The 23,475-nt window shown below is 63.4% G+C and carries 25 protein-coding genes; 12 read left to right on the forward strand and 13 right to left on the reverse strand.

From position 1 onward, the window contains the following. Positions 1–10: 10 nt before the first annotated feature. The gene (locus AC1D05_RS22895) at positions 11–424 is read right to left on the reverse strand and encodes a hypothetical protein (protein WP_477444037.1); all 414 of its coding nucleotides are present in this window, start codon (positions 422–424) and stop codon (positions 11–13) included. Beyond that, on the reverse strand, positions 417–653 hold the full coding sequence (locus AC1D05_RS22900) for a type II toxin-antitoxin system Phd/YefM family antitoxin (protein WP_477444038.1): 237 nt from the start codon (positions 651–653) through the stop codon (positions 417–419). The genes AC1D05_RS22895 and AC1D05_RS22900 overlap by 8 nt, the downstream gene beginning before the upstream one ends. Before the next feature lie 144 nt (positions 654–797). On the opposite strand from AC1D05_RS22900, the gene rfaD reads away from it, so the two are divergent. From rfaD to waaC, 3 genes are read left to right on the forward strand one after another with little or no spacing between them, the layout of a single operon-like run. Further along, the gene (rfaD, locus tag AC1D05_RS22905) at positions 798–1,748 is read left to right on the forward strand and encodes an ADP-glyceromanno-heptose 6-epimerase (RefSeq protein ID WP_477444039.1); all 951 of its coding nucleotides are present in this window, start codon (positions 798–800) and stop codon (positions 1,746–1,748) included. Continuing rightward, positions 1,721–2,728 (forward strand): lipopolysaccharide heptosyltransferase II, encoded by a 1,008-nt coding sequence (gene waaF / locus AC1D05_RS22910; protein ID WP_477444040.1) that lies wholly within the window; start codon positions 1,721–1,723, stop codon positions 2,726–2,728. The genes rfaD and waaF overlap by 28 nt, the downstream gene beginning before the upstream one ends. After that, positions 2,725–3,714, forward strand: a complete 990-nt coding sequence (waaC, locus tag AC1D05_RS22915) for a lipopolysaccharide heptosyltransferase I (RefSeq protein ID WP_477444041.1) — start codon at positions 2,725–2,727, stop codon at positions 3,712–3,714. Before waaF ends, waaC begins: the two co-directional genes overlap by 4 nt. Before the next feature lie 255 nt (positions 3,715–3,969). On the opposite strand, the gene greA is transcribed toward waaC, so the two are convergent. Together greA and AC1D05_RS22925 are read right to left on the reverse strand one after the other, a co-directional pair. Beyond that, positions 3,970–4,443 carry a transcription elongation factor GreA gene (greA, locus tag AC1D05_RS22920; RefSeq protein ID WP_023767588.1) on the reverse strand — a complete coding sequence of 158 codons (474 nt, stop codon included), beginning with the start codon at positions 4,441–4,443 and terminating at the stop codon, positions 3,970–3,972. A gap of 253 nt (positions 4,444–4,696) precedes the next feature. Further along, positions 4,697–5,233, reverse strand: coding sequence for a tetratricopeptide repeat protein (locus AC1D05_RS22925; protein WP_095201798.1), 537 nt, complete (start codon positions 5,231–5,233; stop codon positions 4,697–4,699). Between the two features lie 173 nt (positions 5,234–5,406). Between AC1D05_RS22925 and AC1D05_RS22930 the strand changes: the two genes are divergently transcribed. From AC1D05_RS22930 to AC1D05_RS22940, 3 genes are all read left to right on the forward strand, one after another. Continuing rightward, positions 5,407–5,832 (forward strand): DUF3775 domain-containing protein, encoded by a 426-nt coding sequence (locus tag AC1D05_RS22930; RefSeq protein WP_477444042.1) that lies wholly within the window; start codon positions 5,407–5,409, stop codon positions 5,830–5,832. A 378-nt stretch (positions 5,833–6,210) separates the two neighbouring features. Beyond that, entirely contained in the window at positions 6,211–7,119 is a 909-nt protein-coding gene (locus AC1D05_RS22935; RefSeq protein ID WP_477444043.1) for an extensin-like domain-containing protein, read from the forward strand. A 197-nt stretch (positions 7,120–7,316) separates the two neighbouring features. Beyond that, positions 7,317–8,123: an extensin-like domain-containing protein gene (locus tag AC1D05_RS22940; protein WP_477444044.1), complete on the forward strand. Its 807-nt coding sequence runs from the start codon at positions 7,317–7,319 to the stop codon at positions 8,121–8,123. A 7-nt stretch (positions 8,124–8,130) separates the two neighbouring features. Here the strand turns inward: AC1D05_RS22940 and AC1D05_RS22945 are convergent, their stop codons facing one another. Continuing rightward, positions 8,131–8,850: a gamma-glutamylcyclotransferase gene (locus AC1D05_RS22945; RefSeq protein WP_477444045.1), complete on the reverse strand. Its 720-nt coding sequence runs from the start codon at positions 8,848–8,850 to the stop codon at positions 8,131–8,133. A 110-nt stretch (positions 8,851–8,960) separates the two neighbouring features. Between AC1D05_RS22945 and AC1D05_RS22950 the strand changes: the two genes are divergently transcribed. Beyond that, positions 8,961–9,668, forward strand: a complete 708-nt coding sequence (locus tag AC1D05_RS22950; protein ID WP_477444046.1) for an LssY C-terminal domain-containing protein — start codon at positions 8,961–8,963, stop codon at positions 9,666–9,668. A gap of 12 nt (positions 9,669–9,680) precedes the next feature. Here AC1D05_RS22950 and AC1D05_RS22955 read toward each other — a convergent pair whose 3' ends face one another. Then, complete coding sequence (locus AC1D05_RS22955) at positions 9,681–9,812, reverse strand: zinc-binding dehydrogenase (RefSeq protein ID WP_477444047.1); 132 nt, start codon at positions 9,810–9,812, stop codon at positions 9,681–9,683. Between the two features lie 44 nt (positions 9,813–9,856). On the opposite strand from AC1D05_RS22955, the gene AC1D05_RS22960 reads away from it, so the two are divergent. Both AC1D05_RS22960 and AC1D05_RS22965 read left to right on the forward strand, forming a co-directional pair. After that, positions 9,857–9,997 (forward strand): hypothetical protein, encoded by a 141-nt coding sequence (locus AC1D05_RS22960; protein WP_477444048.1) that lies wholly within the window; start codon positions 9,857–9,859, stop codon positions 9,995–9,997. 175 nt (positions 9,998–10,172) lie between these two features. Next, positions 10,173–11,483, forward strand: coding sequence for a hemolysin family protein (locus AC1D05_RS22965; protein WP_477444049.1), 1,311 nt, complete (start codon positions 10,173–10,175; stop codon positions 11,481–11,483). An 18-nt stretch (positions 11,484–11,501) separates the two neighbouring features. Here the strand turns inward: AC1D05_RS22965 and AC1D05_RS22970 are convergent, their stop codons facing one another. The 4 genes from AC1D05_RS22970 to AC1D05_RS22985 all read right to left on the reverse strand — a co-directional run bounded on the left by AC1D05_RS22970 (position 11,502) and on the right by AC1D05_RS22985 (position 17,376). Then, positions 11,502–12,821 carry an HlyD family type I secretion periplasmic adaptor subunit gene (locus tag AC1D05_RS22970; RefSeq protein ID WP_477444050.1) on the reverse strand — a complete coding sequence of 440 codons (1,320 nt, stop codon included), beginning with the start codon at positions 12,819–12,821 and terminating at the stop codon, positions 11,502–11,504. Between the two features lie 3 nt (positions 12,822–12,824). Then, positions 12,825–14,579, reverse strand: a complete 1,755-nt coding sequence (locus AC1D05_RS22975) for a type I secretion system permease/ATPase (protein WP_477444051.1) — start codon at positions 14,577–14,579, stop codon at positions 12,825–12,827. A 35-nt stretch (positions 14,580–14,614) separates the two neighbouring features. Continuing rightward, on the reverse strand, positions 14,615–16,096 hold the full coding sequence (gene eglC / locus AC1D05_RS22980) for an endo-1,3-1,4-beta-glycanase EglC (protein ID WP_477444052.1): 1,482 nt from the start codon (positions 16,094–16,096) through the stop codon (positions 14,615–14,617). Between the two features lie 365 nt (positions 16,097–16,461). Next, positions 16,462–17,376 (reverse strand): DMT family transporter, encoded by a 915-nt coding sequence (locus AC1D05_RS22985; RefSeq protein ID WP_477444053.1) that lies wholly within the window; start codon positions 17,374–17,376, stop codon positions 16,462–16,464. 198 nt (positions 17,377–17,574) lie between these two features. On the opposite strand from AC1D05_RS22985, the gene AC1D05_RS22990 reads away from it, so the two are divergent. The 3 genes from AC1D05_RS22990 to AC1D05_RS23000 all read left to right on the forward strand — a co-directional run bounded on the left by AC1D05_RS22990 (position 17,575) and on the right by AC1D05_RS23000 (position 20,073). Next, a complete protein-coding gene (locus AC1D05_RS22990; RefSeq protein WP_477444054.1) occupies positions 17,575–17,979 on the forward strand; it encodes a YciI family protein in 405 nt (134 codons plus the stop codon). Further along, positions 17,976–19,334, forward strand: coding sequence for an RNA polymerase sigma factor (locus AC1D05_RS22995; protein ID WP_477444055.1), 1,359 nt, complete (start codon positions 17,976–17,978; stop codon positions 19,332–19,334). The genes AC1D05_RS22990 and AC1D05_RS22995 overlap by 4 nt, the downstream gene beginning before the upstream one ends. A gap of 214 nt (positions 19,335–19,548) precedes the next feature. Then, positions 19,549–20,073 carry a hypothetical protein gene (locus AC1D05_RS23000; RefSeq protein ID WP_477444056.1) on the forward strand — a complete coding sequence of 175 codons (525 nt, stop codon included), beginning with the start codon at positions 19,549–19,551 and terminating at the stop codon, positions 20,071–20,073. Between the two features lie 33 nt (positions 20,074–20,106). On the opposite strand, the gene AC1D05_RS23005 is transcribed toward AC1D05_RS23000, so the two are convergent. From AC1D05_RS23005 to AC1D05_RS23015, 3 genes are read right to left on the reverse strand one after another with little or no spacing between them, the layout of a single operon-like run. Then, a complete protein-coding gene (locus tag AC1D05_RS23005) occupies positions 20,107–21,669 on the reverse strand; it encodes a DHA2 family efflux MFS transporter permease subunit (RefSeq protein WP_477444057.1) in 1,563 nt (520 codons plus the stop codon). Between the two features lie 7 nt (positions 21,670–21,676). Further along, positions 21,677–22,780: an HlyD family secretion protein gene (locus AC1D05_RS23010; protein WP_477444058.1), complete on the reverse strand. Its 1,104-nt coding sequence runs from the start codon at positions 22,778–22,780 to the stop codon at positions 21,677–21,679. After that, a complete protein-coding gene (locus AC1D05_RS23015) occupies positions 22,777–23,331 on the reverse strand; it encodes a winged helix-turn-helix transcriptional regulator (RefSeq protein ID WP_477444059.1) in 555 nt (184 codons plus the stop codon). Before AC1D05_RS23015 ends, AC1D05_RS23010 begins: the two co-directional genes overlap by 4 nt. Between the last annotated feature and the right edge of the window lie 144 nt (positions 23,332–23,475).

Below are 23,475 nucleotides of genomic sequence, written 5' to 3' on the forward strand. Positions count from 1 at the left end.
TGCAGGCCGTTCAGTCAGCCCGTGGGATAGCTTTAGATTGGGCTGCGCGGACAACCGCGATGAAGGCGGATATGACTTTTTTTGTGGAATGACGGACTGAATGCGCCGATGCGCGCACCGGTTCGAAGTAGGCTGAAGATTCCAGGATATCGTGGTTGTATTCGTCGACTATGACCCAAAGGGGGATAGGGTCAAGGCCGGCACGGCGGCGTTCAATTTCCGGAACGCTAATAGCGATGCGATCGCGGCCGGGCTGCGTTGAAGTGATTGCAAGGATAAGGAGATTAGTGCCGCCGGCTTTCCCGGGAAGGACAGCCACGAAGGCGACAGGTCGTGTCTTGCGACCTTCGGTCTCGCCGTCTCCATGTTGGCGGTGCCACAGATATGGATATCGCCAGACGTCCGCGGCGACCGGTTTAATCACGGTCCAATTCCGCTGAGTATTCCTCGAGCATCTCGACATGTTCGGACGGGGCGTCCTTGGCCGCGTAGGCGCGGCGACTGTCGTTGGCAAATCGAGCCTCGTAAGCCTCGATGCTCATCAGGACGTATCTCGGCTTGTTGTGACGGGTGATGGAGACTGGCTGCTGGCTGGCGGCCGCAAGGACGTCTCCGAGATTCTGTTTCAGATCGGTCGATGGATAATGTTTCATGGGACACTCTGTTTTGTCCATAATAGACAAAATGGACAAAACAGACAAGCAGGAACATAGCGAGATAGCGGGACCACCTGCTTTGTCGACAGCCCGGCTGGCCTCCCTTATAAGGACCGGAATCGCAAGCAACCAGAGGCCTTCATGATCATCGTCACGGGCGGCGCCGGCATGATCGGCTCCAACATCGTCGCCGCGCTCAATGCCGAAGGGCATGACGACATCCTCGTCGTCGACGACCTGACCGACGGCCACAAGATCGCCAATCTCGCCGATCTCAGCATTGCCGACTATCTCGACAAGGACGATTTCCTGCCGCGAATCGAAGCCGGGTCGCTTGGCCGCATCGAAGCCGTTTTCCACCAGGGCGCCTGCTCTACCACCACCGAGTGGAACGGCAAGTTCATGATGGAGGTGAATTTTGCTTATTCGAAGCGGCTGCTGCATGCCTGCCAGGCGCTCCGCCTGCCCTTCCTCTACGCCTCCTCGGCCTCCGTCTATGGTGGTGGGTCGGAGTTCCGCGAAGAGCCGGCGCTCGAGCGACCGCTCAACGTCTACGCCTATTCGAAAAAGCTGTTCGACGACTACATCAGGCGCACGGTGTTCGACACCGACCATTCGCAGGTCGCGGGCCTGCGTTATTTCAACGTCTACGGCCCGCGCGAGGCGCATAAGGGCGCCATGGCCTCGGTCGCCTTTCATTTGTTCAACCAGGTCGAACGCGGCGAAAACCCGAAACTGTTCGGCGCCTATGATGGTTTCGGCCCCGGCGAGCAGAGCCGCGACTTCATCCATGTCGGCGATGTCGCCGACGTCAATCTGTGGCTGTGGAAGCGCGGCTCGAGCGGCATCTTCAACTGCGGCACCGGCCGCGCCCAGCCGTTCCGCGCCATCGCCGAAACGGTCATCGATACGCTGGGCAAGGGCGAGATCGAGTTCATCCCCTTCCCCGATCACCTCAAGGGCAGCTACCAGAGCTTTACACAAGCTGATATGTCGCGTTTGCGCGCGGCCGGTTACAATGGCCAATTCCGGAGCGTCGAAACCGGTGTCAGAGACTATGTCGAATGGCTGAAAGCCCAACGATCCTCGTGATCGGCCCACGCTGGGTGGGCGACATGGTGATGGCGCAGTGCCTGTTCTCGGCGCTGAAGGAGCTGCATCCCAACGCCGCGATCGACGTGCTGGCGCCGGCCTGGGCCGCACCGCTGGTCAAGCGCATGCCCGAGATCCGCCAGCAGATCGACTTTCCGCTAAAACCCGGCGCGCTCGAATTCACCCATCGCCGCCGCTTCGGCCGCCTGCTGCGCGGCCGCTACGACATGGCCTATGTCCTGCCGGGCAGCTGGAAATCGGCGCTGATCCCCTTCTTTGCCCGCATCCCGCGCCGTTTCGGCCATTTGCGCGAAATGCGCTATGGCCTTTTGACCGACATCGTACCGCTGCCCGACGCCGTGAAACGGCGCACCGCGCAGGCCTATTTCAGCCTCGCCAAGGGCGGCAGTTTTCGCGCGCCCCATCTGACCGTGGATGCCGGCAACCAGGCCGCTTTGCTCGACCGTTTCGGGCTGGCACCGCAGAAATTCGTGGCTCTCATGCCTGGTGCCGAATTCGGCCCGGCCAAGCGCTGGCCGAGCGAAAGCTATGCCGGCCTTGCCCGCGACTTCATGGATAAAGGCCTGAAGGTCGCCCTGTTCGGTTCGAAGAACGACCGCGACGTGACGGCGGAGATCGCAGCCCTTGCCCCCGGCGTCATCGACCTTGCCGGCCAGACGCGACTGGAGGACGCCATCGACCTGATCGCGGCGGCGCGGCTGGCGGTCTCCAACGACAGCGGGCTGATGCATGTCGCGGCAGGCGTCGGGACGCCGATCGTCGCCGTCTATGGCTCGACCTCGCCTGAGAACACGCCGCCGCTGGCGGAACAGCGCGAACTGGTCTGGCTCGGCCTGTCCTGCTCGCCTTGCCACCAGAAGGTCTGCCCGCTCGGCCATCTCAACTGCCTGAGGACATTGCAAGTCGGGCAGGTCGCCGCGGCGGCTGACCGGCTGCTGGAACTTCCGGCCGCGGCATGAAGGTCCTCATCGTCAAGACATCGTCGATGGGCGATGTCATCCACACCTTTCCGGCCGTCGAGGATGCCAGCCTTGTCAGGCCGGACGTGACCTTCGACTGGTGCGTCGAAGAGGCATTTTCCGGCATTGTCGCACTGCACCCGGCGATCGCTAGGATTCATACGGTCGCCATCCGGCGCTGGCGCAAGGCGCTGTTCAAGGGCGGCACCTGGCGCGAGGCGGCCGCGCTGCGCCGCACCTTGCGCGAATGCCGTTACGACCTTGTCATCGATGCCCAGGGCCTGTTGAAATCGGCGCTGGTGGCGCGGCAGGCGGGCGCGCCGATTGCCGGCTTCGACCGGTCGAGCGCGCGCGAGCCCTCGGCGACGCTGTTTTATGACGTCACCTACGGCGTGCCGCGCGACCTGCACGCCATCGAGCGGACACGGCGGCTGTTCGGACTGGCGCTTGGCTACCAGCCCGATCTGTCAACGCTCGTCTCAGGCATTGTGCCACCACCCGGCGGTCTCGCCGGCATTACCGGAAAAACCGTCTTCCTGTTGCACGGCACCAGCCGCGAGGACAAGAAATGGCCTGTTGAAGACTGGATCGGAACCGCCCGCCTGCTGGTCGAGCGCGGCATGGCGCCGGTCACCACCTGGTCGAATGAGCGCGAGAAAGCTGTGGCGGAGGCAATCGCCAACGCCGTGCCATCCACCGTCGTGGTGCCAAAGTCGCCGCTGGCCGACATCGCCGCCATCCTCGGCCGCTCGACCCTGGTCATCGGCGCCGACACCGGCCTGACCCACCTGGCCAGCGCCTTCGGCCTGCCGACGGTCGCGGTGTTTTTGGCGACGGAACCGGGTTTGACCGGCCCCCGCGGGCCCTATGCATCGACACTGCTGGCCGCCCCTGGGGGGCCTTTGGCGCCGGTGGAGGTGGTGGCTGAGGCAAATAGGCTGCTGGAGCGCCAGACACTTGGTCGGGCCAACGCTGCCAAGAATTGATTTTCTCAATCAATTCAATTGGAAAGGTCAGCGCCGCCCCTCATTGCCCTGCCGGGCATTTCGCCCCGTAAACGGGGCGAAAGAAGCTGGCCCGCACCGCTGGCGCCCTTCTTGCAACGTTGAAAATTGGCGAAACCATCGATGAGGGCGTCCTTCTCCCCGTTCACGGGGAGAAGATGGCGGCAGCCAGATGAGGGGCGGCGCAAGCGCCGGTTTGAAAACGCGCAAACCCGCGCGAAGGCGCGCCCCTATTCCCTAGATGAACTGCACCTGGACGATCTCATAACCCCTGGCACCGCCGGGCGCATTGACTTCGATGGCGTCGCCGACTTCCTTGCCGATCAGCGCCCGCGCGATCGGCGAGGAGATCGAGATGCGGCCGGACTTCACGTCCGCTTCCTGGTCGCCGACGATCTGGTAGGTCTTCTTTTCCTCGGTATCCTCGTCGACCAGCACCACGGTGGCGCCGAACTTGACCTTTTCGCCGCTGAGCTTGGTGACATCGATCACTTCAGCGCGCGCGATATAGTCTTCGAGCTCGTTGACGCGGCCCTCATTGAGGCTCTGCGCCTCCTTGGCGGCATGATATTCGGCATTTTCGGACAGGTCGCCATGCGAGCGCGCCTCGGAGATCGCCTCGATGATGCGCGGCCGCTCTTCTTGCTGGCGCCAACGCAGCTCTTCCTTCAATGACGCGAACCCCTCGCCTGTCATCGGGACCTTGTTCATGATGCCTGACCTTTCCTGCCGCCACCCCCGCGTTTCGAGGAAAGCCTTGTCGATGGGTACAAAAAGAAAACGGTCCGGCAGCCTCGGGCTAACGGAACCGTGTCACCGCAATTTCCCAAGATATAGCAATCTTTCCGGGTTTTTCACGTCCAAAAATCGGTTTTGCAAAAATCATCCCCGCTTTCAACGAGACAGGGGCAGCAAAAAGCGGCCGCGATCGCTCGCGGCCGCTTTGGAAAGCCCTTGGGCCTGATCAGCTCCGCATGAAATGGTCGATCTGCTCGGACAGCATGCCGTATTCGCGCGATCCCTTGCCGGTGCGCTTCTCGATCTCCATCAGCTGCTGCTGGGCGCCGGCCAGATCGCCGATCTGCAGGTGCGCCTCGCCGAGATATTCGCGCACCAGCGTGTAGTTCGGGTCGATGCGCAACGCTTCCTCGTAATAGCCGAGGCCGACGGTGACACGTCCTGAATGGCGGTGCGAATAGCCAAGATAGTTGAGGATGCGCGGATCCTGCTTGTTGGCGGCAAGGGTGAGCACCGAGATCGCCTCATCATAGCGCCCGGCCATCGCCAGCGCATGGCCTGCATCATAGATGCTGTCGTCATCCAGCATGCCTTCCTGAGGGGCGACGCACTTTTTCTTCTTCTTGTCCCAGACCTCGCCCTTCTTGCACTGGGTGACGGTCGCGTCGCTGCCACCGCTACTGCCCGCCGCGAACACCGGGACGGCGAAGAACTGCAGCGCGACAAGGGCAGTCGCCGCCTGGATCAGCATTCTTTTATGCATCGAAGCCTCCTTGAGGGGTGAGAATGCAACACTAACGCCAAGCGGCCCGCGTTTCATCCCGGAAAAAAGCAGGGCCGGAAAAAAGCAGGGCCGGAAAAAGCAGGGTGGAGAACATCAGGTGACGAATGCCGCAAATCCGCTATCATCCGGCAAACGACTGACGGAGACGGCCCGTGCAGCGGCGGCTTGAAAAGGACTGGGACCTTACGATCGGCCCGGACACCGTGCGCCTGTTCATTCTCAAGGCCAAGGCGCTGAGTGCCGCCGTCAACGAGGACTATGCCGGCGGCGCCGAACACGAGATCGAATTCGACGGTGACACGCATGACAATCATCATCATGACGGCCTTGCCGAGGAAAGCTCGGAAAATCTGACCGAAGAGGAACTGCGCGAGCTGATCAACGATCTCAATGTCGATGAGGCGGCCGAGCTGATCGCACTCGCCTGGGTCGGGCGTGGCGACTACGACGCCTCGGAATGGTCCGATGCCGTGGCGGCGGCGCGCGAACGCGCCAACAAGCGCACGGCGAAATATCTGCTTGGTCTGCCGCTGCTTGCCGATTGGCTGGAGGAAGGCCTCGAAGCGATCGGCGCGTAACGACGTGGTTACCGTTCGTGATGGGCTGAAGGCAACCTCCGGGCGCGCACCCCGTTGACGGCGATGGGGTCGTCTGTCTTTTCCCGAATATACAGGATTGCACTGGCCACGGCCGTCACCGCTTTGCTGGTGACGCCGGCCGACGCCAAACATCGTCATAGGCATCACAGGCCACTGACACCGAGGGTGGAGCAGCCGTTGACACCGCGGGTCGACCAGCCGTTGAAGCCGCGTGGCCGTCATAAGGCGAAATCGCGAGTGGAGCAGCAGTCCACGCCGAAACCGGCTCCGCAGAAAACGCAAAATCCCCCGCCATCGTCGCCAACGCCACCGCCTCCAACATCATCCCCACCGCTGCCATCGCCTGCCGATGCTCCGGTGCCTGAACCACGTCCCGCAGCCGCTGCAAAGACGGAAGAGCAGAAGACCGACGTTCCCAAGACCGACGATCCCAAAACCGACGGACCCAAGACAGACACGACGTCCGACCAGTTCAATGAAGAAAAGTCACGTCAGAAAAAGCAGGCGCGGCCCGAACCGTCGGCCCCGGAGCCGCCAGCCGATACGGAAAGCGAGCCGGAGCCGTCAGCCGAGGTGCCGATCCCGACGCAAAGGCCTGACACTGCGGAACCTGAGGCCCAGCCGCCGGCCGTTGCCCCGCAGCCGCCGGAAAAACCAGCCGATGCCGGCGACAAGAAGATGCTTCCCGACCCGCGCTCAGCCGACCGGCCTGCGGACAAGATGCCTGCGGCGGAAGTCGCTTGCCGCGAGCGGCTGAAGGCGCTCGGCGTCGAATTCGAGGAGCACAAGGCGGAAAGCAATCCCGAAATCGGCTGCTCGATCCCCTATCCGATCATCATTAAGACGCTCAACAAGTCGGTCGCCATCGGTCCCGCCACCGAGCTCAATTGCTCGATGGCCGAGGCGGCCGCCCGCTTCACCGCCGATGTCATCCAGCCAGCCGCCAAGGCGGAGTTCGGCACGGAGTTGAAGTCTATCAGCCAGGCCTCGGCTTTCGTCTGCCGGCCGCGCCACGGCACCAGGAAACTGTCGGAGCACGCCTTCGGCGACGCGCTCGACATCGGCAGCTTCACACTCTCCGACGGAAAGAAGATCGAGATCGGTCCGACACCTCCGGAGAAGGACGCCAAATTCCTCAACGCCGTGCGCAAGGCCGCCTGCGGTCCGTTCAAGACCGTGCTTGGACCGGGTGCCGACGCCGACCACGCCTTGCATTTCCATCTCGATCTCGAGCCGCGCAAACATGGCGGCACGTTTTGCCAGTGAGCACACTGTAAATCCGCATGCCGCATTTCCGCCGCAGGCATGAACGCGGACGCTGAGCTTTCCTTTACCCTTGATCGTTAAAATGCCGGATATCCGAACCATGATCCCGAAAAGTGGGAACCGGTTTTCGGAAAAGATCATGGTCAGGCAAAAGTTCGAACCTGATCACGGATCAGGTTCGAACTAGGATTCCGCCAATGGCCGGCAAATTTCGCGCCGTGTTTTTCGCCACCGCGCGCCAATCGAAACCCGTGATGCTGTTGGCCGCCGGCCTCACCCTCGCGGCGGTTTCGGCCTGCAACACCGGCAGCGTGCTGTCGTTGCAGCCGGCCGTCGACGTCGGCGCGCAAACGGCGGCGGTGCCGCAATATACCGGCATGCAGAGGCTTGTCCCGTCCAATCCCTACATGACGCAAGCCGCCTATCCGCGCATGGATGAGCCGATGTCGCCGGTCGAGCAGATACCGGCCAGCGAAACCGATTGCCGCCAGCAATTGAAGCGCCTCGATGTCGCCTATACCGACCTGGCGCCGATCCATGAAGGCCAGTGCGGCATCGACTATCCCGTAAAAGTCACGGCCATCGGCAGCATCCAGATGAAGCCCGCCGCGACGCTGACCTGCGACATGGCCGCCACGTTCGCCGCCTGGACGAAGAACGAACTCGTTCCCTCCGCCCGCTGGCGCTACTTCTCCGGCGTCAAGACCATCCACCAGGGCTCAAGCTATTCCTGCCGCAACATTGCGGGCGAAGGCGTGCTTTCCGAGCACGGCAAGGGCAACGCGCTGGACGTCATGAGCATCGAGCTCAACAATGGCGATGACATCGACGTGCGCAAGCCCGGCCTGTTCGCCTTCCGCACGCGCGGCTTCCTCAACAATGTGCGCGCCGACGGCTGCCAGTATTTCACCACCGTGCTCGGCCCCGGTTACAATTACGACCACCGCAACCATTTCCACTTCGACATCAAGAACCGCAAGAACGGTTATCGCGCCTGCCGCTAGCAAATGATCAGGCGGGCCTAGCGCCAGCGGTGGAAGCGATAATATGTCGCGCCACCAGATCCTGGATGCGCCAGAGGTTCCTGTCGCGGATACCGCTTTCCTCCAGCTTGCTGACGGTCCGGAACAGATACTGCGCCGACGAGCCCCAGTGTCCGGCGGCCCGCGCCAGCGTGTCCGCAACCTGCTCCGGCGGCAACCGTCCGGCATAGGCCCTGCCGTCTGGCGCGGCGACGAAAGCCAGGGCACGCAGCGGGCCGTCCCTGGTCTGAACCGTGATCCAGCGCGGCACGTTGGTTGGCGGGTTGGCATCGATCTCGCGGCGCATCAGCTGGCCGAGTTGCCCGAAATGGTCTTCCGCGGGCAGACGGTAAACAATGCCGTTGCAGCTGCCGCCGCGGTCGAGGGCCAGCATCAGGGCCGGCAATTCGCGGGTCCCGCGCCAGCGGGTCAGCTTCAGGCAGAATGAACGATGCCACCCTGGCGCCGTGGCCGGGCGCTGCTCGACAGGAACGAATTCGGGATTCCAGATCAGCGAGCCGTAGGCAAAGACCCACAGCGCTTCAGGCCGGTATTCCGACAAAAGTTGCTCGACGAGGCCGTCGAACTCCGCGTCGGTATGCTCGGCTGCTCCAGGCTCGGGGCCGGGATCCGGTTCGATGCGCTCGACCCTGGCGACAAGGTCGGCGGTCAACGCCATTGCTCTGCGGCCTGCCGGTTTCCCCTTCATTCCCGCCCCCGCGCAAAAACGATGGCTGACGATAGACCGGCTGCGCAGCGCTGGCCATTGATTTCCAGGGGCCGTCAGGCAACAGATACCGCACGATTCGAGCCTCCGTCATGAGTCAGCGAAGTCTTCGGCGACGCATAGCGATCTGGGTAGCGGCCCTGCTGGGCGCCTGGCTGGCGCTAGCCTATCTCGCCGCGCCGGAATTCTGGACATTTTGGGAACGCGGCTTTCGCGACCAGCGCTTCGAAATGGTGACGCACACGCCGCAAGGCATTCCCGGCGACCCGATCAATGTCGGCCTTGTCGGTACCGAGAGGGAGGTGGTCCATGCCTTCGCTATTGCCGGTTGGGACACGGCTGACGCCGTCACCTTGAGAACCGCCATCGACATCGGCGAAAGTGTCCTGTTTTCCCGCCCCTATCCGGATGCGCCGATGAGCCGTCTGCTGTTCGAAGGCCGCGCCCAGGATCTCGCTTTCGAAATGCCGGTCGGCGACAGTGCCGACCGGCGCCACCACGCCCGTTTCTGGCAGACGGATACGGTCGGCGACGATGGCCGCCCACTCTGGCTCGGCGCCGCCAGCTTCGATCGCGGCGTTGGCCTCAGCCACGACACCGGTGCGATCACCCATCACATCGGTCCCGATATCGACGCCGAACGCGACTTCCTGATCGGCGACCTGAACGCAGCCGGACTGCTGGCATCGACCACCGACATGGGAGGCATCGGCGCCACCAAAACCGGCCGCAATGGCGGCGGCGACCCCTATTTCACCGACGGCAAGGCAATCATCGGCGTGCTGAAGGACCTGCGGTGACCGATTGGAAGGTCAGGTCGTGGTGACCACGATCTTGCCGAACGGCCCCTTCTCCAGATGCTGCAAGGCCTGCGGCACCTCATCAAAGCCAAAGACCCTGTCAATGACCGGCTTGATCCCGAGCGCCTCGATCGCCTCGTTCATCCGCTCGAAGGACCTGCGATGGCCACAGGCAGGGCGACCTCGAAATGGTCCTGTCCGACTGTCTGGTGGAAAACATTGTCGTGCACGCCGTCTGGCCGGTGACGCGCGCGCTCACGCCAAAGGTGCGGGTTGTCGTCGACGCACTCGTCCAACATTTTTCGGCGCCAGCATGGGACAACGCCTGACAGACACGCGTCATATTCTAAAAATGGCCAATGCATGTCACACAAAAGTGGTCCCGGTTTTGGGACAATGACATGCATCAACACTAAAGACTGAAAGCGCGGCGCGCTTAATCCGTTTACGCGCGACGCGCTTTCACTATTTTCGAAGGCGCCGCCGCAATGCTATTGAGCCCTCATGCTATACGTTGAAATTGCTATCGTGGTCGTCCTCATCTGTGTGAACGGCCTTCTGGCGATGTCCGAACTCGCTATCGTTTCATCGCGCCCGGCACGCCTCAAGGCGATGATCGACCGTGGCGTCAATGGCGCCGGCCGTGCGCTCGACCTTGGCTCGAATCCCGGCAAGTTCCTGTCCTCGGTGCAGATCGGCATCACGCTGGTCGGCGTGCTTTCCGGTGCCTTCTCCGGCGCCACGCTGGGTGACCGGCTGTCGGTGTACCTGGCCTCGATGGGCATGCGCGAAAGCGTCGCCGACCCGCTCGGCGTCGGCATTGTCGTTGCCATCATCACCTATTTCTCGCTGATCGTCGGCGAACTGGTGCCCAAGCAGATCGCGCTGCGCGACCCGGAGCGCGTCGCCGCGCGCGCGGCTCCTGCCATGACCATCCTGGCGACCATCTCGGCGCCGCTGGTGTTCCTGCTCGACATTTCCGGCCGCGCCATATTGTGGCTGCTTGGCCAGCGCGGCGAAAGCGAGGAGAAGGTCACCGACGAGGAGATCAAGATGCTGGTCGCCGAGGCCGAGCATCACGGCACCATCGAATCCGACGAGCGGCGCATGATCGCCGGCGTCATGCGGCTTGGCGACCGCGCCGTGCGCGCGGTGATGACGCCGCGTACCGAGGTCGACTGGATCAATCTGCAGTCCGACGACACGACGATCCGCAAGCTTTTGATGGAAACCCAGCATTCGCGCCTGCCGGCCGGCGACGGCGGCGTCGACGTCATGGTCGGCGTCGTCCAGACGCGCGACGTGCTGGCCGCGATCCTTGCCGGCCGCACACTCGACCCGCGCAAGCATGTCCGCGCAGCCCCCATCGTCTACGACCAGGCTGATGCTCTCGACGTGCTGCACAAGCTCAAGGAATCCGACGTGCCGATGGCGCTGGTGCATGACGAATACGGCCATTTCGAAGGCATCGTCACGCCGGCCGACATTCTCGAAGCCATCACCGGCGTGTTCCGGGCCGACCTCGATGCCGGCGACGAGGAAAACGCCGTCAAGCGCGAGGACGGCTCATGGCTGCTCGCCGGCTATATGCAGGCCGACGAGATGGCCGAGATTTTGGGCATCGACCTGCCCGAAAACCGCGACTACGAGACCGTCGCCGGCTATGTGCTGTCGCACATGCACCATCTGCCGGCGACCGGCGAATGCGTCGACGCGCAAGGGTGGCGCTTCGAGGTGGTCGACCTCGACGGCCGCCGCATCGACAAGCTGATCGCCACCCGCCTGCCCGGTAGCCAACGCGAAGCGGTGCGCTGATCGTTCGATCCCCAATGTCTACCGCTCCGTGAAGGCGCGAGCGAAGGAATCGAGCATCGGTCGTGCCAGATACTCGAAGAATGTCCGGTCGCCAGTGTTGATGAACGCCTCGACAGGTGTTCCGGGATAAAGCTGCTCGGGCTTCACGCCGGACGGCAACTCGGCGGCAATCCTGAGCCTGGCGCGGAAATAGGGCTCATGCGTAGCCTGGTCGATGAGCCGGTCGGCGGAAATTTGTGTCACGGTGGCTGCAACCTCTGGAGTAAGCCGCATGTTCAAGGCGGACAATCGCAGTTTCGCCGGCTGGCCGACACGGACCTGATCGATGTCTTTTGGCCGCAGCCTTGCATCGACGATCAGGCCCGGTGCCGTGGGCAGGATCTCCATTATCTTTTCGCCGGGGGCAATCACGCTGCCCTTGGAATTGTAGGTCGACGAGATGACGATGCCCGCCGCCGGCGCCTTGATCGTCATTCGCCGCAGCACCGCCTCCGCCGCCCCGATCTGTTCCTCGAAGTCGGCCAGGTTGGAACGAACCTCTTCCAGCTTCGTCAGCGCTTCCTCCACGCGTTGCGTGGTCAGGCGCTCGGTCTGCTCCTGGGCTTCGACGATCTGGGTGTTGGCCGCTGCGATATTGGCTTCCAGCATCCCAGCCTGCCCGACGAGATCGGCCTCGCTGCGCAAAAGCTGGGAGTATTCGGTACGGTTGGTGAGGCCCTTGTCCAGCAGGCTGGTCTTGATGCCGAGTTCCTTCTTCACGATTTCGACTTGTTGCTGAATGGCCTGTTTCTGGGACTGCAATCCCACGACAGACTGGCGATGCATGGCCAGTCGTTGGGCGAGGATCGATTGTTCCGATCGAAACCGGGCGAGCCTGGCGTCGAATTCCTTCTGCTGTTCTCGAACCAGCGTCTCGAAATCGTGCTGGAACGGTGCCGGCGCCGCCTCGGGGATTGGCGCCAGCCGGTCCAATCCGTCGCGTTCCGCCTCCAGCCGCGCCGCGCTCGCCCTGAGCGCGATCGACTGTCTCGTCAATCGGTTGAGCTGTGCCCGCGCGGCCGTTGGATCCAGCACGATCAGATCCTGGGCCTGTTGCACGCGATCGCCTTCATGGACCAGCAATTCCTGGATGATGCCGCCCTCGGGATGCTGGATCAGGATGTTTCCGCCGGTCGCCGAGATCGTCCCTTGCGTGATCACCGCTCCCGACAAGGGCGCGCTGACAGACCAATAGCCAAAGCAACCCACCAACAGCGCTATCGCCGCGTATCCGGCGGATGCCACGCGCCTTATGTCGGTGCGCGGACTGCCTTCCCGGTCGAGGCTCTGGACTGCCATGGTCTATGATCCGAAGCGGGTGTTGTGCGTGCGAAGCGTCGCGGCGAATGACCCTGTCACCACCGGATACTGCCGGGGAATGCCCTTGCCGGCGCCCGTGCTGGCCCCAGACTGCCGCAACACCTCGCCGCTGGGGCCGAAGGCTTCGATCACGCCGCCGCGCAAAAGCATCACGCGGTCACAGGAGGCAGCAATCGAAGGGCGGTGCGTGATGACGACTGTCGTCACGCCGGCCGCTTTCACGGCGGCAAGCACCGCTTCGAGCGCTGCTTCGCCCGCGCCGTCGAGATGGGCGTTGGGCTCATCCAACACGAGAATCCTGGGAGCGCCGTAGAAGGCGCGCGCCAGCCCGATCCTCTGGCGCTCGCCGCCCGACAAACTTCTGTCCGACGGACCTATCAATGTCTGGTAGCCGTCCCGCTGCGCCAGGATCAGTTCATGCGCCTCGGCCCGCTTGGCTGCCTCGATGATCGAGGCGTCATCTGCATCGGGGTCGAAGCGAGCGACGTTCTGCGCGATCGATCCTGGGAACAGCTCCACCTCCTGCGCGAGGTAGCCGATATGCTTTCCGAGTTGGCTTTCGTCCCAGGTCCTGAGGTCGGCGCCGTCGATCCTCACCGCGCCGCCGGTCGGCCGGGCAGCGCCCACAAGCAAACGCGCCAGCGTCGATTTGCCGGCGCCGCTTGGGCCAACGATGGCCAACGCTTCGCCGGCGCCAATTTGGAAGTTCAGCCGCTTGAGGATGGGTTCGGTGCCGGGCTGGGCATTCGGCGCCATGAAGAAAACATCCTGCAAGGAGATCGCGCCGGTCGGATCGGGCAGGATCAGCTTCCGCGCTTCGGCCGGACGCGCCGCAAGCGCCGTCTCAAGCCGGCTCCACGCTCTCCGGGCGTCGGCGATCTGCCGCCAGGCGCCGATCAACTGGTCGAGCGGCTGCAGCGCGCGTGACGACACCAGCGAGGAGGCGAAGATCATGCCTGCCGTCATCTGCCCTTCGAGCACCAGCCATGCGCCGGCGCCGAGGATCGCCAGTTGCAGCACCATGCGCAGTGCCCGCGAGGCACCGCTGAAAATCGCATTGGCGCTCGAGGAACGGTCATGCAAGGTGAGCGCTGCCGCTACGTGCCGTCCCCAGACCCGCGCGGCGTTCTCCACCATGCCCATGGCGCGCAGCGTCTCCGCATTGCGCGTGAAGGCCTGTTCGGCCTGGCTGGCTAAAGCCGAACGCTCCGCCGACAAGGCGTCGTTCCTGCCGATGGCAAGCTGATTGGCCACGACCAGGAGAAGCAGCAGCACCGCCCCGGCGACCGTCACCCAAAACAGCACCGGATGGATCAGATACAGCAGGGCGAGAAAGACAGGCGCGAAGGGCAGATCGAACAACACCGCCACGCCGCGCGACCTGACGAAGGCGCAGACCGAGGCGAGGTCGCGCAGCGGCGACAGGCCGCCGGCATATTTTGCGCCAAGCGAAACGGCGAATGTGCCGGCACCCAGCTCGCGGTCGAGGGTCGCTGCGACGCGCTGCGTGTAAACGGCGCGGATCGCGTCCAGCAGCCCGAGGAAGGCGAGCGCGAGAACCGCAATGGCCGAAAGATAGACAAGCGTCTCGACGCTGGAGGACGGTAGCACGCGGTCATAGACCTGCAGCAGATAGAGCGGGATCACCAACAGCAGGATATTGATCAACAGCGAGAAGACGCCGACATCGGCGATGGCGCGCATGAAGACCGGGCGCAGGCCGGACGGTCCAGTCATTTCCGCATTCCCCGACGCTGCATGATCCCGGGACCTTACGCGTGGCCCCCGAATTCGGAACCGCCGTGCAGCGTGCTGCTGGCGATACTGTGCGTGGTGCTGCTGCTGGCGATGTTCAGCGCGTTTGCCGGAGCACTGTCCAGCGTATAGGCGCGGACGTAGTCGATCTTCATCTCGGCCGGCGTGGCCAAATGATCCGGAGGGGTGCCGGCCAGGCCGCCGACCGCGAGATCGACCAGCATGTACATGGGCTTGTTCATGTCGGACGGCGTCGCCGCTTCCGCGACCTGCACACCGTCATAGGTCCAGACAAGCTTGTCCGGCGTCCAGAGCAGGCCATAGGTGTGGAAACCGGCGGGGTCCGAGACACTCACTGTCGACGTGACCTTGGTGTGCGTTCCGGTCTCATTGGAGTGCGCCGTCATGACCAACGAGTTCGGGGCTTGGCCGATCGTCTCCACGACATCGAGCTCCGGCGGCCACGAACCGTCTTCCGGAAGCAGCCAGAAGGCCGGCCAGGCGCCGGCGTGCTCTGGCAGGTCGGCCCGCATTTCGAAATAGCCATAGGTTTGCGAGAAGGTGTCGTGGGTCGTCAGAATGCCTGAGGTGTATTCATAATTGTTGATCAGCGGCTTGATATCAGCCGGCGCCTGCGCCGCGGTGATGGTGAGCACGCCGTTGTTCACGCTGAACGGGTGGACGGAACTCGTCGGTGCATAATTGGCGTCGATATACCATTGCAGTTCGTTGTTGCTGGTCAAGGTGCTGCCGTTCGGCGCTCCCCACGAGAAGTTGGTATCCCAAGTGCCGCCCTGGCTGTTGTGAAGATTCAGCGTGTTGAAATCGTCGCTGAAGGACAGACTCATTGCGGACTTATCGATCGGCAATTCGAACTGGCTGGGCTGCAGCTTGTCGATGGTCGTGTCCTTGAACTCGAGTATCTCGCCGAATCCGAGGTTCAACAGCACGTTCGATCCCGCCTGGATCATGCTTGAGTGGATGGCGTCGAACGACGTGAACCCATAGCCATTCAGGCGGACGGTGTCAGTGGCGGCAAAATTCGCTATCAGATCGCTTCCATTGCCTTTCGAGATGATGAAGGTGTCGTAACCGCCGCCGCCGTCGATCAGCACATCGTTTCCCGCGCCGCCGTCCAGCGTCTGGTGCCCGGCCTTGGCGGTGATGATGTTGTCCAACCCATTTCCGAAGGCATAGTTGTTGGCGTTTGTGACGACGAGGTTCTCGACATTGTCGGGCAGCTTATAGCTCATCCATGTGCTGATCGTGTCGATGCCTGCCCCGGCGGCCTCGGCCACCTTGTTGCCCGCCGCGTAGAGGTAGTAGATGTCATCGCCTGCGCCGCCGTGCATGGTGACGTTGACACCGGATGCTCCGTAGAACGAGTCGTTGCCGGAGCTGCCGTACAAGTCCGGCCCGGACCCTGCCGCCGAGTACCAATGGTTGGAAGCGCCGCTATAGGGAAGAGGAACGCCTAGGGCATTGACGAAGAAGCTCATCGGATAAATCCTCCTCGTGATGCCTGGCCAGCCTGGGACGTTCGATACGGGTTCCAGGCGGCCGCATCCGAATCAAATTTGCCATGCACTTTGCTGCTCCAGGAGCTTGCCACATAGTTCACCATTACATCGACCATTCAGTGGTATTTTCCGAGCTGGAAGCATAACAACCCGACGAATGGTCTATAGACAGTAATTCGACCAGCGGGATATTTAATAAAAATTGATATGTCGACGCGCTGGCTAGGCTTCCATGTGGCCGACCTCTATGGCGGCGGATCGACCAGCTGATCGCCACCCGCGGGACCGGCGATCATCGCGAGGCGGCGCGCTGGTCTAACAATCGAGCGTTTGTTTCGGTCTGATCAAACCGTAGCTTCGATCGGCTCGGCAAGTCTCGGATTCGAGCGTGCGGCGATCAGGCAGCTGGCCACGATGAGGCCGGCTCCCGCCAGCGTGGTCCAGGTCACCGCCTCGTCGAAGAAGAACCAGCCGAGCGCGATCGCCCAGATGAAGGCCGAGTATTCGGTCGGGATCAGATATTGCGCTTCGGCGCGGGCATAGGCCCAGCTCATCAGGAACTGGCCGGCGAGCGACAGTGCCGTCACCCCGGCGAGCGGAAGCCAGAGATTGCCGGGCAAGGCAACGGCGAGCCAGGGTGCGGCAAGGCCGAGGGTGACCGCAACGCCAAGGTTCTGGAACAGCATGATCTCGACAGGCTTGGCCAACAGCGCCTGTTGCCGGGCGAGGATCAGATTGTAGGCATAGAAAACCGTCGACGCGAGCACCGCCGCCGTGCCGAGCAGGGCATCCCTGGCGTAGCTTGTGTGGCCGAACTGTCCAGCCACGATGATGACAACGCCCGCAATGCCGGCCAGCGAGGCCCAGATCGCCTTGCGTTGTATCCTTTCGCCGAGCAAGAGAACGGCCAGCAGAAGTGCAAACAGCGGCGCCACGAAACTGAGCCCGATAGCCTCCGCCAGCGGTAGCCTCGCAAGCCCCCAGAAGAAGCACAGCAATACAAAGCTGACGACCACCGCGCGCAGAACATGCAGCCTCAGCACCGAGGCAGTTGGAAGCGAGCGCGGCCCCGCCAGCCAGCCCGCGCCGGCGACCACAGTCGCCAGCATGCTGCGCCAAAGCACTGTGTTGTAGACGCCGACCGCGATGACCAGCACCTTCATCGCCGCATCCATGCCGGACAGCAGGAAGATGCCGAACACGCAGACGAGCACCGGGATCGTGGGGGAGATTGCGCCGGCCAGGCTGGATGATTTCACGGATTTGCTCGAGTGAGGAATTGCAGCCTGACATATCAGGGCAAACTGGCAGGGCCAGATGGCAGCCCCGCCCATATGGCGGTCCAACACCTCTAGTCCTTGGCGCGACCGGGGATTTGAACTTTTTTGCCACTCGTGTCGATTTCGCCATCCCCCGTTCGTCGTATCATCGAACCAACCCAAAGAAGGAGAAAGACCATGCGGTTCATGATGCTGATGATCCCGGGCGGCTACGCGGAGGCGGCGCCCGATGTCAGGCCCGGCGCCGAGGCGGTGGAAGGGATGATGCGATACAATGAGGAGCTCAAGAAGGCCGGCGTGCTGCTGGCGCTCGACGGGCTGCATCCGCCATCCGAGGGCGCGCGGGTCAGCTTCAAGGGCGGCAAGCCTGTTGTCACCGATGGGCCGTTCGCCGAGGTCAAGGAAGTGCTCGGCGGCTATTGGGTGATCGACGTGCGCTCGCGTGAAGAGGCCATCGAATGGGCCCGCCGCTGCCCCGCCGGCGAGAATGATCTGATCGAAGTTCGCCGCGTCTTTGAGATGAGCGATTTCCCCGAGGACGTCCAGAAGGCGGCGGAAGGCTTTGGCGAGCTGAAGGGTTGACGGCCAACGCGACCATCGAAGCAGTTTGGCGGATCGAGCAGCCGAAGCTCACCGCCAGGCTCGCCCGTTATCTCAGGGATATCGGGCTGGCCGAGGAGATCGCGCAGGACGCCTTCCTGCTGGCGCTGGAGCGCTGGCCCCGGGACGGCATCCCGCGCAACCCGGCCGCCTGGTTGACCGAGGTCGCCAGGAACCGGGCGCTCGACCGGCTGCGCCGCACCACCATGATCGACGGCAAGCATCGCGAACTTGCCATCGACCTCGCCGAGCTGGAGCGCGAGATGCCCGACATCGAGGCAGCACTCGACGAGGATATCGACGATGACCTTTTGCGGCTGATCTTCACCGCATGCCATCCTCTATTGCCGGCCGAGCAGCGCGCGGCACTGGCGCTACGGCTGCTGGGCGGGCTGTCGACGCCGGAGATCGCTCGCGCCTTCCTGGTGTCCGAAGCCACAATCGCCCAGCGCATCGTGCGCGCCAAGCGAACCCTTCGCGACGCCGCCATCCCGTTCGACACGCCGCGCGGGCAAGAGCGGCGCGAGCGCCTCGCCGCCGTGCTGGAGGTGGTCTATCTCACCTTCAACGAGGGCTATGTGGCAACCACCGGGCCGGATTGGCTGCGCGCCGATCTCTGCGGTGAAGCACTGCGCCTTGGCCGCTCGCTGGTGGCGCTGATGCCCGATGAGCCCGAGGTGCAGGGACTGGTGGCCCTGATGGAACTCAACGCCTCGCGCTTCCCCGCCCGCACCGGCCGGGCGGGCGAACCGATCCTGCTGCTCGACCAGGACCGCGGCCGATGGAACTGGTCGCTCATCCAGCGCGGCCTCGACGGCCTGAACCGCGCCATGACCCTGACGCCGACGCCCGGCCCCTATCTCTTGCAGGCGATGATCGCCGCCTGCCATAGCCGCGCGGCAACAGCCGCCGACACCGACTGGATTGCAATCGCCGCATACTATCAGGCCCTGGCCTTGGCGGCCCCCTCGCCCATCGTCGAAATCAACCGCGCGGTGGCAGTCGGCATGGCCTTCGGACCAGCGCAGGGTCTGGCCATCGTCGAGGCGCTGAAGGACGAACCGCGCCTGAAGGACTCGCATCTCTTGCCCACGGTGCGCGGCGATCTGCTGGAGAAGCTGGGACGTCCAGCGGAAGCCCGCGCCGCGTTCCGCCAGGCTGCCCAGTTAACCGGCAATGACCGGGAGCGGGCTTTGCTACTCGCCCGCGCGGGCGAGACTAGGCAACCGCCTGCCCCGGCCCCACCGCGAGCCGGTGCGGTGCGCGGACGCAAGCATCGACGCTCTGCTGTGCGCTCTGGGCTTGTTGGGCCAATGGTCAGCCTGTATCGTGCTTGACTGTCTTGGCGGCGGCTCTCGCCTGCAAAGTCGTGCCGGCCATGGGAGGCGAACGTTGAGTTCAGTCCAGGCACAAGACGTCAAACAGATCATTGCCTATGGCAGCGGCAAGACCGCATTGAAGTACATTTCCTTCTCGGCACTTGTTCTCGTTGTCGGGCTCGTTGTCGCCTTCGGGACCAAGAACTGGCTATTGGGTCTTCCGGTGGCGGCTTTGGCCGCCGTTGTGCTTGTCTGGCAAACGAACGGATGGCTGACCGCCGAGCCATTTTTGCTGCTGTCGCCGGCCGGATTGCGCCTCAATCTCGACGGCTATGTCTTTCTCGACGTCCCCTGGCGGGAGGTGGAGGGCATTTCCTCGCTCGACATTACCTTCGAGGTTGTGAAGAGGCGATGGGGCACGTCTTGGTATCGCTGGGGCAAAGACCAGTACCGGGATGTCACCGCGCTGCAGGTTTCCGAGGCGTTCATGGATGAAACGATCATGCCTCTGTGGAGGGCTGTCTACCGAAACAGGGGGGCAAAGCGGTTCGGCATCGGTCTGGCGACCTTCACATTCGCCCCGAACCTCACGGCCTCGCGCCTGGGCAACATTTTTCCGGCCCAGGATGGCAAACGGTTCGTCGCGCTGCCCCACAAAGTGCTCTCCACCGACGGCGAGCAGCTTCGCGCCGAAGTCGAGGCTCGCTGGCAGGCTTTCGGCAAAAGGACCGACACCGGCGCCGGCGCATCGAGATGAATGGCTGAAGAGCCTATGATAGACCCGGTTCGCTCAGTGTGCGCCCGGAGGCAGAGGCTTCGGCGTGACATTGCGCAGGAAGGGAACCAGCGCAGTCGCGACGACGAACGCTGCCATGATCACCAGGAACGCATCGGCGTAAGCCATGGTCGACGCCTCGCGGTAGGCGAGCGCCCACAACTGCTTCAGCGCGGCGGTATGACCGTCCGCAATGGCGCCGGGCAACTGTCCATAGCGCTGGCCGACAGTGTCGACGAGCCGCATCGCGGCCTCGTTCTGTGGTGTCAGATGCGAGGCGATGGTCAGGAAATGGAAGTTGGTGCGGTCGTTCAGGATCGCGCCGCAAATGGCGATGCCGACGGCGCCGCCGAGATTGCGCATCGTGTTGAACAGGCCGCTGGCATATTTCAGCCGTTCGGGCGGCAGGCTGCCGAGGCCGAGATTGACGCTCGGCGCGACGGCGAAGACCTGCGGGAAGCCGCGGAACAGTTGCGGGATCAGAAGCTCGGCAGCACCCCACTGGCTGGTGATAGCGCTAAAACTCCACATCGAGGCGCCGAAGGAGGCCAGGCCGAACATCATCAGCCAGCGCGTGTCGAAGCGCTTGGCGAGAAAGATGTAGACGGGCACGCCGACCATCGAAGCGACGCCGGTCGAAAACACCGCCACCCCGGTCTGGAAGGCGTCGTAGCCGCGGACATAACCGAGGAACAGCGGCGTCAGATAAATCGTGGCGAAGATGCCGATGCCGGTGACGAAGGACAGGAAGCAGCCAATGGCGAAATTGCGGTTGCCGAAGGCGCGGAAGTCGACCACCGGCTGCGCATAGGTCAGGCTGCGGATGATGAACAGAACCATGGTAACGCTGGCAACGATGGCGCCGTTGCGGATGGTCGCGTCGTCGAACCAGTTCCAGCGCGTACCCTCCTCCAGAACGTACTCGGCCGTGCCGAGACTGACGGCCATCAGAACCATGCCGATATAGTCGGCGCCCTTCAGCAGCGACGGATCGGCTTTGTCGATCTTGACCAGAGCCGCGACCAGGATGGTGATAATGGTGCCCGGAATGACGTTGACATAAAACAGCCAGTGCCAGCTCAGCGTGTCGGTGATCCAGCCGCCGATGACGGGGCCGAGCGTCGGCGCGATCGAAGCGATGCTGCCGACCACCGCCGCCGCGTAGACCCGCCTCGGCCCCTGGAAATAGTGGAATGACGAGGTGAACACCGTCGGGATCATCGATGCACCGAGCAGCCCTTGCAGCGCGCGGAAGACGATCATGCTTTCGATGCTCCAGGCGAAACCACACAGCATGCTGGCCAGCGTGAAGCCGGCCGCCGAGATGGTGAACAGCCAGCGTGTCGAAAACACCCGGGTCAGCCAGCCCGACAGCGGGATGACGATGATTTCGGCCACCAGATAGGAGGTTTGCACCCAGCCGATCTGATCCTGTGCCGCCGACAGGCCGCCACCGATATCCTGCAGCGAGGAGGCGACGATCTGGATGTCGAGCAGCGCGATGAACATCCCCACGCACATCACCATGAACGGCAGGATGCTGACGAAGAAGGATTGCGGGGCGGCGCGCTCTTGCATGGCGTCCTCAGCGCGACGCGGTATCGACGGTCACGACGGTGGAGAGGCCCGGCCGCAGCGCGACCTTCCGCGCCTGGTCCGGGTCGATGGTTATGCGGACGGGAACGCGCTGGACGATCTTGGTGAAATTGCCGGTGGCGTTCTGCGCCGGGATGACGCTGAAGATCGCCCCGGTCGCAGGCCCCAGGCTTGTGACTTGGCCCTTGAGCGGCTGGTCGGGCGCGATGTCGGTATAGACCGTCGCCGCCTGACCGTCGGTCATCTGCCGCAACTGATCTTCCTTGAAATTGGCATCGACCCACAGCCCGCTCTCCGGGACGATCGTCAGCAGATAGCTGCCCGGCGAGACATAGGTGCCGACCTGCGCCAGCCGGTTGCCGACGAGGCCGTCGATGGGCGAGCGGATCTGCGTGAAACCGAGATCGAGCTCAGCTGTATCGAGATCGGCCTTGGCGGCCAAGACCGCTGCGGAGGCTTCCGATATCTGCGTGTTGAGGACATCGAGTTGCTGCCTGGCGGCGGCAAGCCCGGCGCGGGAGGCGGCGACCGATGCCTTCGCCTGGCTGTCGGCGGCAAGACTTCTCTGCGCGTCCTGCTGCGTGCCGGCCCTGGTGCTGGCCAGCACCGCGTAGCGTTGTGCATCCTCCGCGGTGAAAGTGGCAGCGGCACTCTTGGCGTCGAGATCGGCCTCAGCCTGTTCGATCAGCGAATTCTGCAGCGAGACCTGGGCGCGAAGATTGTCGAGGGCCGATTGCTGCTGCTGGACCGAAGCCTGCGCACGCTCCACCGCCGCCTTGAACGGCCGGTCGTCGATGCGGATGATGAGCTGACCGGCGGCGACATGCTGGTTGTCCTCAACGAGGATCTGGTCGATATGCCCGGCGACCCGTGGCGCCAGCGGCGTGACGTTGCCGCCGACATAGGCGTCGTCGGTGGAGACGAGGAAGCGGCCGGCCTGCCACCACTGAAAGCCATACCAGCCGGCAATGCCGATCGCGACCGCGACGCCCAGCATGACAAACGGCTTGCGGCGCTTTTTAACAGGCGCGGGAATCTGAGCGACGGAAGGCTGCGCGGGCTGCAACTCGGCGGCGGAGAGAACCTTGTTCATGGGCGGCGTGCCTCATTCGACCTGTGTTCAATCACCGTGTTGTCGACGAGCGGCAGGCCGGAGCCCTCTGTGCTGAAGCGATAGCGCTGCCGCATGCGGTCGGTGGCCTTGGGTGCGGTGGCCATGATGAACTCATCGCTGTCGAATTCCTTGCCGCTCTCGCGATCGACCAGCACCGGCTCAGCCCAGCGCCCGTCAGCCTTGTTCACCACCACCAGGCTCGGACCCTCGGGCGCCAGATGCTTGTTGCCCCAGGCGAGCAGGGAAAGCAGCACCGGGCGGAAATCGCGCGCCTTGGCGGTCAGCACATATTCATGGCGCAGCGGCCGCTCGCAGTAGGCGCGCTTTTCGAACAGGCCGCGCTCGACCAGGCTGTTCAGCCGCCGGGTCAGAATGTTGGGCGCGATCTCCAGGCTCTTCTGAAACTGGTCGAAGCGCGTCAGGCCCTGGAATGCGTCCCGCAGCAGCAGGATGCTCCACCACTCGCCGACATCGTCGAGGCTGCGCGCGATGGGGCACGGGCGTGTTTCGAAGCTTTTTTTTGCAACCATGACCGGAGTCTCTTTCAAGATGAAAGTGACTCATAGCCGAGTAAGTTGCATTATGCAAGTCACTCGGGCGTGATCGGAAAGAGGTGCCTTTCGTCGTTGGGAGATCGTGAATGGAGCCCCATCCGGCCACAGGGTGAAACAGGT

The organism is Mesorhizobium sp. P2_E9, assembly GCF_056403815.1.